17 protein-coding genes are annotated in these 15609 nt (G+C 61.9%); 16 read left to right on the top strand and 1 reads right to left on the bottom strand.

The window, feature by feature from the left end; genetic code table 11:
* Nucleotides 1–15: 15 nt before the first annotated feature.
* The 11 genes from KW840_RS17205 to KW840_RS17155 all read left to right on the top strand — a co-directional run bounded on the left by KW840_RS17205 (nt 16) and on the right by KW840_RS17155 (nt 9617).
* The gene (locus KW840_RS17205) at nt 16–1374 is read left to right on the top strand and encodes a cache domain-containing protein (protein WP_218496469.1); all 1359 of its coding nucleotides are present in this window, start codon (nt 16–18) and stop codon (nt 1372–1374) included.
* 39 nt (nt 1375–1413) lie between these two features.
* A complete protein-coding gene (locus KW840_RS17200; protein ID WP_090456295.1) occupies nt 1414–2046 on the top strand; it encodes a response regulator transcription factor in 633 nt (210 codons plus the stop codon).
* 137 nt (nt 2047–2183) lie between these two features.
* Nucleotides 2184–2546, top strand: coding sequence for a hypothetical protein (locus tag KW840_RS17195; protein WP_218496467.1), 363 nt, complete (start codon nt 2184–2186; stop codon nt 2544–2546).
* Nucleotides 2547–2757: 211 nt separating this feature from the next.
* A complete protein-coding gene (locus KW840_RS17190; protein WP_007978708.1) occupies nt 2758–3348 on the top strand; it encodes an amino acid synthesis family protein in 591 nt (196 codons plus the stop codon).
* Nucleotides 3349–3392: 44 nt separating this feature from the next.
* Nucleotides 3393–4226 (top strand): alpha/beta fold hydrolase, encoded by an 834-nt coding sequence (locus KW840_RS17185; protein ID WP_090456298.1) that lies wholly within the window; start codon nt 3393–3395, stop codon nt 4224–4226.
* Nucleotides 4223–5704 (top strand): aldehyde dehydrogenase, encoded by a 1482-nt coding sequence (locus tag KW840_RS17180; protein WP_090456300.1) that lies wholly within the window; start codon nt 4223–4225, stop codon nt 5702–5704. The genes KW840_RS17185 and KW840_RS17180 overlap by 4 nt, the downstream gene beginning before the upstream one ends.
* Nucleotides 5705–5716: 12 nt before the next feature.
* Complete coding sequence (locus tag KW840_RS17175) at nt 5717–6202, top strand: flavin reductase family protein (RefSeq protein ID WP_218496465.1); 486 nt, start codon at nt 5717–5719, stop codon at nt 6200–6202.
* Nucleotides 6203–6349: 147 nt separating this feature from the next.
* Nucleotides 6350–7801, top strand: a complete 1452-nt coding sequence (locus KW840_RS17170; RefSeq protein WP_218496463.1) for an NAD-dependent succinate-semialdehyde dehydrogenase — start codon at nt 6350–6352, stop codon at nt 7799–7801.
* Nucleotides 7802–7820: 19 nt separating this feature from the next.
* Nucleotides 7821–8210 carry a carboxymuconolactone decarboxylase family protein gene (locus KW840_RS17165; protein ID WP_007991919.1) on the top strand — a complete coding sequence of 130 codons (390 nt, stop codon included), beginning with the start codon at nt 7821–7823 and terminating at the stop codon, nt 8208–8210.
* Nucleotides 8211–8299: 89 nt separating this feature from the next.
* Nucleotides 8300–9052 (top strand): GntR family transcriptional regulator, encoded by a 753-nt coding sequence (locus KW840_RS17160; protein WP_015095667.1) that lies wholly within the window; start codon nt 8300–8302, stop codon nt 9050–9052.
* Between the two features lies 1 nt (nt 9053).
* The gene (locus KW840_RS17155) at nt 9054–9617 is read left to right on the top strand and encodes an NUDIX hydrolase (protein ID WP_218496460.1); all 564 of its coding nucleotides are present in this window, start codon (nt 9054–9056) and stop codon (nt 9615–9617) included.
* 134 nt (nt 9618–9751) lie between these two features.
* Here KW840_RS17155 and KW840_RS17150 read toward each other — a convergent pair whose 3' ends face one another.
* Nucleotides 9752–10048 carry a DUF1330 domain-containing protein gene (locus KW840_RS17150; protein ID WP_090456308.1) on the bottom strand — a complete coding sequence of 99 codons (297 nt, stop codon included), beginning with the start codon at nt 10046–10048 and terminating at the stop codon, nt 9752–9754.
* Nucleotides 10049–10118: 70 nt separating this feature from the next.
* Here KW840_RS17150 and ribBA point away from each other — a divergent pair, with 70 nt between their 5' ends.
* The 5 genes from ribBA (at nt 10119) to KW840_RS17125 (ending at nt 15479) form a co-directional block, all read left to right on the top strand.
* Nucleotides 10119–11228 (top strand): bifunctional 3,4-dihydroxy-2-butanone-4-phosphate synthase/GTP cyclohydrolase II, encoded by a 1110-nt coding sequence (gene ribBA, locus KW840_RS17145; protein ID WP_218496459.1) that lies wholly within the window; start codon nt 10119–10121, stop codon nt 11226–11228.
* Nucleotides 11229–11536: 308 nt separating this feature from the next.
* The gene (locus tag KW840_RS17140) at nt 11537–12562 is read left to right on the top strand and encodes an ABC transporter substrate-binding protein (RefSeq protein ID WP_095967714.1); all 1026 of its coding nucleotides are present in this window, start codon (nt 11537–11539) and stop codon (nt 12560–12562) included.
* Complete coding sequence (locus KW840_RS17135) at nt 12559–13491, top strand: ABC transporter permease (protein ID WP_167362897.1); 933 nt, start codon at nt 12559–12561, stop codon at nt 13489–13491. The genes KW840_RS17140 and KW840_RS17135 overlap by 4 nt, the downstream gene beginning before the upstream one ends.
* 6 nt (nt 13492–13497) lie before the next feature.
* Complete coding sequence (locus tag KW840_RS17130; RefSeq protein WP_090456315.1) at nt 13498–14307, top strand: ABC transporter permease; 810 nt, start codon at nt 13498–13500, stop codon at nt 14305–14307.
* 17 nt (nt 14308–14324) lie between these two features.
* The gene (locus tag KW840_RS17125; protein ID WP_218496458.1) at nt 14325–15479 is read left to right on the top strand and encodes an ABC transporter ATP-binding protein; all 1155 of its coding nucleotides are present in this window, start codon (nt 14325–14327) and stop codon (nt 15477–15479) included.
* The last annotated feature ends 130 nt before the right edge of the window (nt 15480–15609 follow it).

Genomic DNA, 15609 nt, shown 5'->3' with positions numbered 1-15609 from the left:
CGGGCAGGAGTCAACATGCAGCTCAAACACAAGATCGTCGCCCTCGGGATTCTGCCGCTGGTGCTAGCCATTGCCGTCATCTGCGCGCTGGTGATTTCCCTCAATCGCCAATTGGGCGATCAACAGGCACAACTGATCGAAGACAGCATTCTGGCGAGCAAGCGCGCGGAGCTGAAAAACTACGTGGAAATGGCCCAGAGCCTGATCGCGCCCCTGTACGACGACGGCCACGGCGACGCCCGTGCCCAACAACAAGTGCTGGAAGAACTGCGCAAGCTCAGCTTTGGCATCAACGGCTACTTCTTCGTCTACGACCACGAAGGCCGCAGCCTGATGCATGCGCGCCAGTCGGAACTGGTGGGCCAATACCTGTGGGACATGAAAGATCCCCACGGCCTGCCGGTGATCCAGGCGCTGCTCAAAAGCGCGCAATCGGGCGAAGGTTTTCAACGCTATGCCTGGAACAAACCCTCCTCCGGCCAGGTGACCGACAAGCTCGCCTACGTGGTGATGCTCGATCGCTGGGGCTGGATGCTCGGTACCGGCATCTACCTCGAGGATGTCGAACGCGCCACCCAGCAGGCCCGTGCCGAAGTGGCCATGGGCATCCGCAAGACCATGATGGCGATTGCCGTGGTCGCCCTCGTCGCGGTGCTGTTCGTATTCGCCACCGGCATGACCCTCAACGTCAGCGAACATCGGCTGGCGGACAAGAAACTGCAGCGCCTGACCCAGCGCATCGTCAGCCTGCAGGAAGAGGAACGATCACGGGTGTCCCGCGAGTTGCACGACGGCATCAGCCAGGTGCTGGTCTCGATCAAGTTCCAGTTCGAACTGGCCAGCCACCTGCTGGAACGCGGACAGGCCCCCGACAAGGGCTTGAGCACACTGAAAGACGCCACCGAGCGCCTGGGCGATGCCATCGGCGAAGTCCGCAGCCTCTCCCATGATCTGCGCTCCTCCCTGCTCGACACCCTCGGCCTGCCAGCGGCCATCGGCCAATTGGCTGCCGAATTCGAACAGCGCAGCGGGCTGACCGTGACCTATGACGAAAATGAATTCGACTGCCAATTGGTCGACGGCGCGGCTGTTTCGCTGTTCCGAATCGTCCAGGAAGGCCTGACCAATATTGAACGCCACGCCCGGGCGAAGAACGTGTCCATTACACTGCGCGGCTGCGACGAGTCCGTGCGGCTGACGGTGGTCGACGACGGTATCGGTTTCAACGTCGCCCAGGTCGAACGTCGTCAGGCCGGCATTGGCCTGCGTAACATCCGCGAACGCGTCGAACATTTTGGCGGGCGCTTCGAATTGATCTCGATGCCGGGCAGAAGTGAGCTGGACGTACTGTTGCCAATGAAACCAGACGCATAACGCTGACCCGGCCCAAAACTAAAAGAGTGAATAGCTGCGATGAACCTGCCCTCCCCGATCCGCGTCGCCCTGGTCGACGATCACTCCCTGGTCCGCGACGGAATCAAGGCACTGCTGGCCGTGATGTCGCCCCTGGAAATGGTCGGCGAAGCGGAAAACGGCGCCGCGGCCATCGAGATGGTTGGACGTTGCCAGCCGGACCTGCTGCTGGTCGACATCAGCCTGCCGGACATGAACGGCCTGGAACTGACCCGCGTGCTGCGCAGCCAGTACCCGTCGCTCAAGGTGCTGGTGCTGAGCATGTACGACAATTACGAATACGTCAGTGAATCGGTGCGCTCCGGTGCCAGCGGCTACGTGCTGAAGAACGCCCCGTCACGGGAAATCATCGCAGCCATCGAGGCCATCACCAGCGGGGGAACCTTCTACAGCGCGGAAATCGCCCAGCGGCTGATCGCCGACAGGAACACCGACAACGAACTGACCCCTAGGGAAAGCCAGGTGCTGTCGAAGATGGCGCAGGGGTTGAACAACAAGGAAATGGCCCGGGAACTGGACATCAGCGTGCGCACGGTGGAGACACACCGCTTGAGCATCCGGCGCAAGCTCAACATCGACAAGCCGGCGGCGCTGGTCAAGTACGCGATCGATCATGGGCTTATTTCCCGCTAGTACCGCTCCCACAAGGAGCATCGAATCCACCATTGACTGCGTCGATAGTCACCATTGATTCAATGAAGTTCTCTTAAAAAATCCACGGCGTAACATCTGCTCCATACCAACCCATCAGCACCCCGGAGCACACCATCATGAAACGCCAAACCCTTCTCGGCATCGCTTTCTCGGTTTTCGCAGTTAACGCTTTCGCCGCTACCTCTGCTCAACCTGTGGTCGCTGAAGGCGGCTCGGATCGTCTGATTGAAAGCCGTGTGGCCGAGGGTGGTTCGGATCGCCTGATCGAGAATCGTGTCGCCGAAGGTGGTTCGGATCGCCTGCTGGAAAAACGTGTTGCCGAAGGCGGTTCCGACAAGCTCATGCAAAACCGCGTCGCCGAAGGCGGTTCCGACAAACTGCTGCAAAACCGCGTCGCCGAAGGCGGTTCCGACAAACTGCTGCAAAACCGCGTAGCCGAAGGCGGTTCGGATCGTCTGATCGAAAGCCGCGCTGTCTGAATGCAGTGCTTTACCGCAGGACTCGACGAAAAACCCGGCCTCATCAGCCGGGTTTTTTTACGTCTTTTATAAGTCCTTCCCGCCACGCATAGCGCCTCGCCCGCCCCCCTTTTATCGCCATCCAGCCAGAAACTCCGTTCGGGGACTTGTGCTTCCGGTATTATGGTATACCATCAGACGCACAGACACCCAAACCTCTACGGAGCAGCTCATGAGTTTCGAAATCCGCAAGATCGTCAGCTATGTCGAAGAAACCTTTATTGAAGGCGGCAAAGCCACCGATAAGCCTGTGACCATGGTCGGTCTGGCCGTGGTGATGAAGAACCCCTGGCTGGGCAACGGTTTCGTCGAAGACCTGAAACCACAGATCCGCGCCAACTGCTCCGACCTCGGTGCACTGATGGTCGAGCGGCTGGTGGGCATCATTGGCGGCGCGGAGAAAATCGAGGCCTACGGCAAGGCTGCGGTGGTCGGCGCCGACGGCGAAATCGAGCACGCTTCGGCGGTGATCCACACCCTGCGCTTCGGCAACCATTACCGTGAAGCGGTCAAGGCCAAGAGCTACCTGAGCTTCACCAACAAGCGCGGCGGCCCGGGCACCTCGATTCAGATCCCGATGATGCACAAGGACGACGAAGGCCTGCGCTCGCACTACATCACCCTGGAAATGCAGATCGAAGACGCGCCGCGTGCCGACGAAATCGTCGTGGTCCTGGGTTGCGCCGACGGCGGCCGCCTGCACCCGCGCATCGGCAACCGCTACATCGACCTGGAAGAACTGGCCGCCGAAAAAGCCCAGTAACCGGCCAGCAGAACGACAACAAGAAGGCATTGCAGGAGCGCTCCATGATTCGGCTCACCGCTGAACTCACCCCGGCTGGCACCAGTTACCTGGCGACCGGCCAAGGCCAGCCCGTGGTCTTGATCCACGGCGTGGGCCTGAACAAAGAAATGTGGGGCGGCCAGATCGTTGGCCTGGCCACGAAGTACCGCGTCATCGCCTACGACATGCTCGGCCATGGCGCCAGCCCGCGACCGGAGAACGGTACGCAACTGCTCGGCTATGCCGACCAGTTGCTGGAGCTGCTCGACCACCTGCAATTGCCCAAGGCAACGGTGATCGGTTTTTCCATGGGCGGGCTGGTGGCGCGGGCCTTTGCCCTGCACTACCCGCAACGCCTGGAAGGCCTGGTGGTGCTCAACAGCGTGTTCAACCGCAGTGCCGAACAGCGTGCCGGGGTCATCGCCCGCACCAGCCAGGCTGCCGAACACGGGCCGGACGCCAATGCCGAAGCCGCACTGTCACGCTGGTTCAGCCGTGAATACCAGGCCGCGAACCCGGCGCAGATCGCCGCGATTCGCCAGACCCTGGCCGGCAATGACCCTCAGGGTTACCTGACCACTTATGAACTGTTCGCCACCCAGGACATGTACCGCGCCGACGACCTGGCCAGCATCCAGGTGCCGACGCTGATCGCCACCGGCGAACTGGACCCCGGCTCAACCCCGGAAATGGCCCGGCAACTGGCCGAACGGATTCCCGGCGCGACCGTTGCCGTACTCGCCGAGCAACGGCATATGATGCCGGTAGAGTCGCCGCGCCTGGTCAACCAGCTGTTGCTGGAGTTTCTGCAGACCGCGCACTCCAAACAAAACCAGATCAAGGGGATCGTTGCATGACACTCGCACGCTTCCAGATGTGCATCGGCGGTGAATGGGTCGATGCCCTGTCCGGCAAGACCTTCGAAAGCCTCAACCCGGCGCTGGCCGAACCCTGGGCTGAACTGCCCGATGCCGACGAAGCCGATGTCGAGCGTGCCGTGCAGGCTGCGCAGACGGCTTTCGACAGCCCGGCATGGCGCGGTTTGACGGCTACCGCTCGCGGCAAATTGCTGCGACGCCTGGGCGACCTGATCGCCGAGAACAAAGAACAACTGGCGCAGCTCGAAAGCCGCGACAACGGCAAGCTGATCCGCGAAACCCGTGGCCAGGTCGGCTATTTGCCGGAGTTCTTCCACTACACCGCAGGCCTGGCGGACAAGCTCGAAGGCGGCACCCTGCCGCTGGACAAGCCGGATCTGTTTGCCTACACCGTGCACGAAGCCATGGGCGTGGTCGCCGCGATCATTCCGTGGAACAGCCCGCTGTACTTGACCGCGATCAAACTCGCCCCGGCCCTCGCCGCGGGCAATACCATCGTGATCAAGCCGTCGGAACACGCCTCGGCAACGATTCTTGAACTGGCGCGCCTGGCACTGGAAGCCGGGATTCCGCCGGGGGTGGTCAACGTCGTCACCGGTTACGGCCCAAGCACCGGCGCCGCCCTCACCCGCCATCCGCTGATCCGCAAGATCGCCTTCACCGGCGGCGCGGCGACGGCTCGGCATGTGGTGCGCAGCAGTGCCGAGAACTTCGCCAAGCTGTCGCTGGAACTGGGGGGCAAATCGCCGAACATCATCTTCGCCGACGCCGACCTCGACAGCGCGATCAACGGCGCCATCGCCGGAATCTATGCCGCCTCCGGGCAAAGCTGCGTCTCCGGTTCGCGCTTGCTGGTGCAGGACGAAATCTACGATGAGTTCGTCGGTCGTCTGGTGGAACGCGCCAAGCGCATCCGCATTGGCAACCCGCAGGACGACAGCAGCGAAATGGGCCCGATGGCCACCGCACAGCAACTGGCCGTGGTCGAAGGCCTGGTGGCCGATGCCATCGCCGAAGGCGCGCGCCTGCGCCTGGGCGGCAAGCGTCCAGAGAATCTGGGTGACGGCTGGTTCTACGAACCGACGCTATTCGAGTGCGACCGTAATTCGATGAAGATCATGCAGGAAGAAGTCTTTGGTCCGGTGGCTTCGGTCATCCGTTTCAAGGACGAAGCCCAAGCGCTGGCGATTGCCAACGACTCGCAGTTCGGCCTCGCCGCCGGCATCTGGACCCGCGACCTGGGCCGCGCCCATCGCCTGGCCCGGGACGTGCGTTCGGGGATCATCTGGGTCAACACCTACCGCGCGGTCTCGGCCATGGCGCCGATCGGCGGCTTCAAGAACAGCGGCTATGGACGCGAAAGCGGCATCGATTCGGTGCTGGCCTACACCGAGCTGAAAACGGTGTGGATCAACCTGTCCCAGGCACCGATGCCTGATCCCTTCGTGATGCGCTAGGAGTCCTGGAAAATGATCGAACCCGGCATTTACAAAGACGTGATGAGCTCGTTCCCGTCCGGGGTCACGGTGGTCACCACCCTGGACCCGGACGGCGGCATCGTCGGCATCACCGCCAGCGCCTTCAGTGCGCTGTCGATCGACCCGGCACTGGTGCTGTTCTGCCCCAACTACGGCTCCGACACCTACCCGGTGTTGCGCGACAGCAAGCAGTTCGCGATTCACCTGCTGTCCGCCGACCAGACCGCCGAGGCCTATGCCTTCGCCGGTAAAGGCAAGGACAAGGCCAAAGGGATCGAGTGGCACTTGAGCGAACGGGGTAACCCGATCCTGGCCAAGGCTACGGCGATCATCGAGTGCGAACTGTGGCGCGAATACGACGGCGGCGATCACGCGATCATCGTCGGCGCGGTGAAGAACCTGATCCTGCCCGCGCAACCGGTCACGCCGATGATCTACCACAAAGGCAAACTGGGCCCCCTGCCCACCCTGGCCTGACACTGCTTTTCTGTGGGAGCGAGCTTGCTCGCGATGACGGTGTATCAGTCGACATGGATGTTGAATGTCAGTCCGCTATCGCGAGCAAGCTCGCTCCCACAGGTACTGCACCAGACAGTTAAGTCTTCATTCTTTCCAGGAGCCGGCATGAGCCCAGCAGCCTCGCAACTGTTCCGCCAACAGGCCTACATCAACGGCCAGTGGCTGGATGCGCCGGATGGCGCCTGTCAGGACATCTTCAACCCGGCCACCGGTGAACTGATTGGCCAGGTGCCGAACCTCGGTGCCGAGCATGCGCGCCTGGCTATCGAGGCCGCCAACAAGGCCTGGCCGGCCTGGCGCGCGCTGACCGCCAAGGAGCGCAGCAATACGCTCAAACGCTGGCATGCCTTGATGCTGGAAAACGCCGACGCCCTGGCACACATCCTCACCCTCGAACAAGGCAAGCCACTGGCCGAAGCCAAAGGCGAAATCCTCTACGCCGCGAGCTTCATCGAGTGGTTCGCCGAAGAGGCCAAGCGCATCTACGGCGACACCATTCCCAGCCACAAGGGCGATGCGCGCATCGTGGTCAGCAAGGAGCCGATTGGCGTCGTCGCGGCCATCACGCCGTGGAACTTCCCGGCGGCGATGATCACCCGCAAGGCCGGCCCGGCACTGGCGGCCGGTTGCCCGTGCATCGTCAAGCCGGCTCCGGAAACTCCGTTCTCGGCACTGGCCATGGCTGCGCTGGCGGAACAGGCCGGGATTCCAGCGGGCATTTTCAACGTGATCACCGGCGATGCCATCGCCATCGGTGGCGAGCTGACCGCCAGCAGCCTTGTGCGCAAACTGTCGTTCACCGGCTCCACCGCCATCGGCAAACTGCTGATGGCCCAGTGCGCGCCGACCCTGAAAAAAGTCTCGCTGGAGCTGGGCGGCAACGCGCCATTCATTGTCTTCGACGATGCCGATCTGGAACGCGCCGTCGACGGCGCGCTGATCGCCAAATTCCGCAACGCCGGGCAGACCTGCGTCTGCGTCAATCGCTTCCTGGTGCAGGCCGGCATCCACGACGCCTTTGTCGCACGCCTGGCCGAGCGGGTTTCGCAACTCAAGGTCGGCAGCGGTTTCGATGATGGCGTCACCCAAGGGCCACTGATCAACGAGCGCGCCGTGGCCAAGGTCGAAGAACACGTGCAAGACGCTCTGGCCCACGGAGCACAACTGCTCTGCGGCGGCGAACGCCATGCCCTGGGCAATGGGTTCTTCCAGCCGACCGTGCTCATCGGCGTCACCACGGGGATGAAAGTCGCCCGGGATGAAACCTTTGGCCCGTTGGCCGCCGTGTTCCGTTTCGACACCGAGGCCCAGGCCGTCGAGATGGCTAACGACACCGAATTCGGCCTGGCCGCCTACTGCTACACCCGCGACCTGGGCCGCGCCTGGCGCATGAGCGAGGCGCTGGAGTACGGCATGGTCGGGATCAACGAAGGGCTGATTTCCACTGAGGTCGCGCCATTCGGCGGGATCAAGTCCTCAGGGCTGGGCCGTGAAGGGTCGAAGTACGGCATCGAGGATTACCTGGAACTCAAATACACCTTGATGGGCGGCCTTTGAGCCCGCGGGAGCTACGCAAATGAACAACGAAAAGTATGAAAAAGGCCTGAAGATCCGTACCCAGGTACTGGGTGAGGCCTACGTCAATCGCTCCATCGAGAACGCCGACGACTTCACCCGACCGTTGCAGGAAATGGTCACCGAGTATTGTTGGGGTCATGTCTGGGGTCGTGAGGGTTTGTCGCTCAAGGAGCGCAGCATGATCAACCTGGCGATGATCTCGGCCCTCAACCGGCCCCATGAACTCAAACTGCATGTACGCGGCGCCTTGCGTAACGGCCTGAGTCGTGAGCAAATACGCGAAATATTGCTTCAGGTCGGCATTTATTGCGGTGTCCCCGCTGCCGTAGACAGTTTCCGGCTCGCCCGTGAAGCCTTCGCCGAAGCCGATGCCGAGGCCTCCAGTTAACCCTTGGCTGTTTGATCTGACCGGGCACGTAGATTCCCGTAATCGAAGTGCTCTTTTTTGCATGGACAGCCACAATCAGAGCGGACCCCATGAAACGCCTGCCACTCGACGACAGCTTCAAGGTCAATCGCAACCCCGTTACCCTGCGCGAAATCGTGCTGGATAAACTGCGAAGCGCCATCATGAACTTCCAGCTCCTGCCGGGAGACCGTCTGGTCGAACGCGATCTGTGCGATCGCCTGGGCGTCAGCCGTACCTCCGTGCGCGAAGCCTTGCGTCACCTGGAATCCGAAGGCCTGGTGGAATTCGCCGACGCCAAGGGCCCGCGTGTCGCGATCATCACCCTGGCCGATGCCGTGGACATCTACGAGTTGCGCTGCGTACTCGAAGGGCTGATCGTGCAACTGTTCACCCTGCGCGCCAAGGCCAAGGACATCAAGGCCCTGGAAAAAGCCCTCGAAGAAAACCGAAAGGCGCTCAAGGACGGCGAACTGCAACAGGTCATCGACTCGGTGCAAGGTTTCTACGATGTTCTGCTCGAAGGCTCGGGCAACCATGTCGCGGCCACTCAATTGCGCCAGTTGCAGGCACGCATCAGCTACCTGCGCGCGACCTCGGTGTCCCAGGAAAACCGTCGCGGCGCCAGCAACCAGGAAATGGAACGCATGGTCGAGGCGATCAAGGGCGGTGATCCGCTGGCCGCCCACCAGGCTTGCGTCGACCACGTGCGTGCGGCCGCTGCCGTGGCCCTGGACTACCTCAAGCGCAAGCAGGAAGAAACCGGCGACATCCCGGCGATTACCTTGCCCATCGCGCTGAAAGAACCGCGCATAGGTCGCTGAAATGTTCAGCCCGAGCTTTTGCCCCAAGTGCGGCAGCGCTGATCTCGGTCAGCAGTTGCCGCCAGGCGATACGCACGAGCGCCTGATGTGCCGCGGTTGCGGCTACATCCATTACATCAATCCGAAAATCATTGCCGGCTGCATCATCGAGCAGGACGGCAAGTATTTGCTGTGCCAACGCGCCATCCCGCCGCGCCCCGGCACCTGGACCCTGCCGGCAGGCTTCATGGAAAGTGGCGAGACCACCGAACAGGCGGCCTTGCGCGAAGTCTGGGAAGAAAGCGGCGTGCGTGCCGAAATCGTCTCGCCCTATTCGATCTTCAGCGTGCCGAAGATCAGCGAGGTGTACATCATCTTCCGCGCCATCGCGCTGGAGATTACCGGGCAGTACGGCCCGGAAACCCTCGACTACAAGTTCTTCGCGCCCGAGGACATTCCCTGGGACAGCATCTACTATCCCGCGATCCGGCAGATCCTTGAGCGCTATATCGAGGAGCGCCAGGCCGGGGTTTATGGCATCTACATGGGCAATGATGACAGCGGGAAGATTCACTTCATTCGCTGAAAAAACCCCATTCCCCCTGTAGGAGCGAGTCTGCTCGCGATGGTCGTCAACGATGACGCGTGCTGACTGACCGAACGCGTTGCTCTAACGTTTTTCGCGAGCAGGCTCGCTCCTACGGGGTCAAGCGGTGTTGGTCAGAGCGGCGCCATGCCCTCGACGATAATGACCTCTGCCTTCGCCACGCCTTCGCGATGTCCCCTGGCCTCCTGATACAACGCCGAGTGATAGCAAGCCACCGCCTGCTCATAGGAATCAAACTCGATCACCACGCTGCGTTGCGGCGTAGGCCGGCCTTCCATCGCCTCGCTGCGCCCGCCCCGCGCCAGAATCCGACCGCCATACTGAGCAAACGCCTTCGGCGCCCGCTGGGTGTATTGGCTGTATTGATCGGGGTCGGTGATGTCCACGTGAGCAATCCAGTACGCCTTCATAGTGACCTCTCGGTTTGTTTTGTATTATGGTATACCACAATACCCATCCAACAAACACTGAGACTCCAGCATGGCCTTCAACAGCATCGAAGAAATCATCGAAGATTACCGCCTCGGCAAAATGGTCCTGCTGGTCGACGACGAAGACCGGGAAAACGAAGGCGACCTGTTGCTGGCCGCCGACTGCTGCACGCCCGAGGCGATCAGTTTCATGGCCCGCGAAGCCCGTGGCCTGATCTGCCTGACCTTGACCGACGAGCACTGCAAGCGCCTGGGCCTGGAGCAGATGGTGCCGAGCAACGGCAGCGTGTTCAGCACCGCCTTCACCGTGTCCATCGAGGCCGCCGTCGGGGTGACCACCGGTATCTCCGCCGCCGATCGTGCCTGCACCGTGGCCGCCGCCGTCGCTGCCAACGCCGGCCCTGCCGACATCGTGCAACCCGGCCATATCTTCCCGTTGCGTGCCCGGGAAGGCGGCGTGCTGACCCGCGCCGGTCATACCGAGGCCGGTTGCGACCTGGCCCGCCTGGCCGGCCATACCCCGGCCTCGGTGATCGTCGAAGTGATGAACGACGACGGCACCATGGCCCGGCGCCCTGACCTGGAAGTGTTTGCGCGCAAGCACGGGATCAAGATCGGCACCATCGCCGACCTGATCCACTACCGCCTTAGCACCGAACACACCATCGTGCGCATCGGTGAACGTGATCTGCCCACCGTACACGGCACCTTTCGTCTGATCACCTTTGAGGATCGCATCGAAGGCGGTGTCCACATGGCCATGGTCATGGGCGATCTGCGCCGTGATGAGCCGACGCTGGTGCGCGTGCATGTGATTGACCCGTTGCGCGATCTGGTCGGTGCCGAGTACAGCGGGCCGACCAACTGGACCTTGTGGGCCGCCTTGCAGCGTGTCGCCGCCGAAGGTCACGGCGTGGTGGTGGTGCTGGCCAATCACGAATCCTCCCAGGCGTTGCTCGAACGTGTACCGCAATTGACCCAGACGCCCCGACAGTTCAGCCGTTCGCAGTCGCGGATTTATTCGGAGGTGGGCACCGGTGCGCAGATCCTGCAGAACCTGGGTGTCGGCAAGCTGCGCCATCTCGGGCCGCCGCTGAAATATGCCGGTTTGACCGGGTATGACCTGGAGGTGGTGGAGAGTATTCCTTTCACGGGTTGACGCATCCCCTGTGGGAGCGAGCTTGCTCGCGATAGCGGTATGTCAGTCAACATTGATATCGACTGACACGCCCTCATCGCGAGCAAGCTCGCTCCCACAAGGAATTGCGTCGCCGGGCAATCTTCGGAGCCACTGAAAAACCACGTTTGGCTGATAGCCGGTACGGCAAAATGCTTGCACAAAGCTTGGAATACCATAATATGATATTCCATAGACCGGACAGTCAGCACTGACTCGACGGACCTACTGCTCCCGATAGGCGGGCACTCCAAAGCCCCGCTCATAAACACAACAATGAGGGCGTGAAAATGGTGTTGAACAAACGTGCGACCGCAGTTCTTTTTGCGGGACTGCTGAGCGTGACCAGCCAGGCATTGCTGGCGGCTGAAAGCGTCAACTTCGTGAGTTGGGGCGGCAGCACCCAGGATGCGCAGAAGCAGGCCTGGGCCGACCCGTTCAGCAAGGCCAGCGGCATTACCGTCGTGCAGGATGGCCCGACCGACTACGGCAAACTCAAGGCCATGGTCGAGAGCGGCAACGTGCAGTGGGACGTGGTCGACGTCGAAGCCGACTTTGCCTTGCGCGCCGCCGCCGAAGGCTTGCTCGAACCCCTCGATTTCAAAGTCATTGAACGCGACAAGATCGACCCGCGCTTCGTCAGCGATCACGGCGTCGGCTCGTTCTTCTTCTCCTTCGTCCTCGGCTACAACGAAGGCAAACTTGGCGCCAACAAGCCTCAGGACTGGTCCGCACTGTTCGACACCAAGACCTACCCCGGCAAACGCGCCCTCTACAAATGGCCAAGCCCAGGCGTGCTTGAACTGGCGTTGCTGGCCGACGGTGTAGCAGCGGACAAGCTCTACCCGCTGGACCTGGACCGCGCCTTCAAGAAACTCGACACCATCAAGAAAGACATCGTCTGGTGGGGCGGCGGCGCGCAGTCACAGCAACTGCTGGCCTCCGGTGAGGCGAGCATGGGCCAGTTCTGGAACGGCCGGATCCATGCCCTGCAGGAAGACGGCGCCCCGGTCGGCGTAAGCTGGAAGCAGAATCTGGTCATGGCCGACATCCTGGTCATTCCCAAGGGTTCGAAAAACAAGGACGCGGCGATGAAGTTCCTGGCCAATGCCAGCAGCGCCAAAGGACAGGCGGACTTCTCCAACCTGACCGCCTACGCCCCGGTCAACGTCGACAGCGTGGCACGCCTGGATTCGGCGCTGGCCCCGAACCTGCCGACCGCCTACGCAAAGGATCAGATCACTCTTGATTTCGCGTACTGGGCCAAGAACGGTCCGGCCATCGCGACACGGTGGAACGAATGGCTGGTCAAATGAAAATGGCGGTAACCGCCTCCCGTCCATCCACGCCAGTCGGTAGCGCCTCCGGCGCTGTCGGCAAGGCGGCTGCGATGACGCAATCCCCTACCCTGGCGCAACGCTGGCGCGGATCGAGCAACCTGATCCCCGCCCTGCTGTTCCTCGGCCTGTTCTTTCTCGCGCCGCTGATTGGCCTGCTGTTGCGCGGCGTGCTGGAACCGGTGCCGGGCCTGGGCAACTATGAGCAATTGTTCGCCAACTCGGCCTATGCGCGGGTGTTGCTCAACACCTTCTCGGTGGCCGGTCTGGTGACGCTGTTCAGCCTGTTGCTGGGCTTCCCGCTGGCCTGGGCGATCACCCTGGTGCCGCGCGGCTGGGGGCGCTGGATCCTGAACATCGTGCTGCTGTCGATGTGGACCAGCCTGCTCGCCCGCACCTACTCCTGGCTGGTGTTGCTGCAAGCCTCCGGGGTGATCAACAAGGCGTTGATGGCCATGGGCATCATCGATCAACCGCTGGAGATGGTGCACAACCTCACTGGCGTGGTGATCGGCATGAGCTACATCATGATCCCGTTCATCGTGCTGCCGTTGCAGGCGACCATGCAGGCCATCGACCCGATGATCCTGCAGGCCGGCTCGATCTGCGGCGCCAGTCCGTGGACCAACTTCTTCCGGGTGTTCCTGCCGCTGTGCCGGCCGGGGCTGTTCTCCGGCGGCCTGATGGTCTTCGTGATGTCCCTCGGTTACTACGTGACCCCGGCGCTGCTGGGCGGTGCGCAGAACATGATGCTACCCGAGTTCATCATTCAGCAGGTGCAGTCGTTCCTCAACTGGGGCCTGGCCAGCGCCGGCGCCGCGTTGCTGATCGTGATCACGCTGGTGTTGTTCTACTTCTACCTGAAGCTCCAGCCGGAATCCCCGGTTGGCGCCAGCAACGCGAGGTAAGCCGTCATGCTCCTGACCCCCAATGCCATGAGCCGGCGCATGCGCTTCGGCCTGTATGCCACCACCGGGCTGATCGGTCTGTTCCTGCTGCTGCCGATTGTGTTCATCGTGCTGCTGTCGTTCGGCTCGTCGCAATGGCTGGTGTTCCCGCCACCGGGCTGGACGCTGAAATGGTACGGCCAGTTCTTCTCCAACGCCGACTGGATGAGCGCGGCCATGGCCAGCCTCAAGGTCGCGGTGCTGACCACGTTCTTCGCCGTCGCGCTGGGCCTGCCCACAGCTTTCGCCCTGGTGCGTGGCCGCTTCCCCGGCCGGGAAATGCTCTACGGTCTGTTCACTCTGCCAATGATCGTGCCGCTGGTGATCATCGCCGTGGCGGTGTACGCGCTGTTCCTGAAACTGGGCTACACCGGGACCATGTTCGCGTTCGTGGTCAGCCACGTCATCGTCGCGCTGCCGTTCACCATCATCTCGATCATCAATTCGCTGAAGCTGTTCGATCAGTCGATCGAGGATGCAGCGGTGATCTGCGGCGCCTCACGCCTGCAAGCGGTGTTCAAGGTGACCTTCCCGGCGATTCGTCCGGGCATGGTGGCCGGCGCCCTCTTCGCCTTCCTCGTCTCCTGGGATGAAGTGGTGCTGAGCGTGATGATGGCCAGCCCGACCCTGCAAACCCTTCCCGTGAAAATGTGGACCACCCTGCGCCAGGACCTGACGCCCGTGATCGCCGTCGCCTCGACGCTGCTGATCGGCCTCTCGGTATTGGTCATGGTGATCGCCGCCGCACTGCGCCGGCGCAATGAAATCAGCGCCTGAGCGCGCAGGAGTACGACATGAGTGCAGTGATCAAAGATTCCGCGCAGCAAAATGACAAGCCCCTGGTGAGCCTGCGCAACCTGAACAAATACTACGGCGACTTTGCCGCCGTGGACGACATCTCGCTGGACATCAAGGACGGTGAATTCCTCACCTTCCTCGGTTCCAGCGGCTCGGGCAAAAGCACCACGCTGTCGATGCTCGCCGGTTTCGAAACCCCGAGCAGCGGCGAGATCCTGGTCAACGGCCAGTCGCTGGTGAATGTGCCACCGCACAAACGCGACATCGGCATGGTGTTCCAGCGCTATTCGCTGTTTCCGCACCTGTCGGTACGCGACAACATCGCCTTCCCGTTGGCCATCCGCAAACTGGCCGCCGCCGAACGCGAACGCCGGGTCGATGCGATGCTCAAGCTGGTGCAGCTTGAGCAATTTGCCCATCGCCGTCCTTCGCAACTGTCCGGTGGCCAGCAGCAACGAGTCGCCATTGCACGGGCGCTGGTCTATGAGCCACGCATCCTGCTGATGGACGAACCCCTCGGTGCACTGGACAAGAAACTGCGCGAAGACTTGCAGGATGAACTGCGTCAGCTGCATCGGCGCCTGGGCATCACCATCGTCTACGTGACCCACGATCAGGAAGAAGCCATGCGCCTGTCCCAGCGCATCGCGATTTTCAGCCACGGCAAGATCGTCGGCCTGGGCAGCGGCTTTGACCTGTACCAGAATCCGCCGAATGCTTTTGTCGCCTCGTTCCTTGGCAACTCCAACTTCCTCAAACTCAAGGCCCAGGGTAATGCGGTGGCGACCTTCGAGGGGCAACCGCTGTCGATCCGACTCACGGCCGGCCTGCAAACTGATCAGAACGTGTTGCTGATGGTGCGTCCGGAAAAAGCCCTGGCCCTGAGCAATGAACAGGCCGTTGCCGAACCCTTGGCTGCCGGCTGGAACGAAGTCTCGGCCAAGGTCGTGGAAGTGCTGTTTCTGGGTGAAAGCCAGACGTGCAGCGTGGTCACCGCTGGCGGCACCTCGATGACGGTCAAGGCGCTGTCCGCCGCCGGCATGCCGCTCAAGTCCGGCGACCCGGTGCGGGTGCGCTGGGCTACCGCGGATGCCTGCGTCTACACCGAATGGGCCGAAAGCGACCTGAACAAGGCCGCCGGCGCTCACTGATCCATTGGCCTGCGCGCGCGGGCCACTATAATGAGTCACCCTCGGGCCACCACAACGTCGGGTTGTGGTGGCCTTTTTTCTGTCGCCTGTAAGATAAATTGGACAACGGATTCCTAAAATCCCGGTTTAA

This window comes from Pseudomonas sp. PDM30 (assembly GCF_019218985.1).
In the GTDB taxonomy this organism is placed as follows: Bacteria; Pseudomonadota; Gammaproteobacteria; order Pseudomonadales; family Pseudomonadaceae; genus Aquipseudomonas; species Aquipseudomonas jessenii.
The sequence above is the reverse complement of the archived record's forward strand: the minus strand, read 5'-3'. Positions and strand labels throughout refer to the sequence as shown.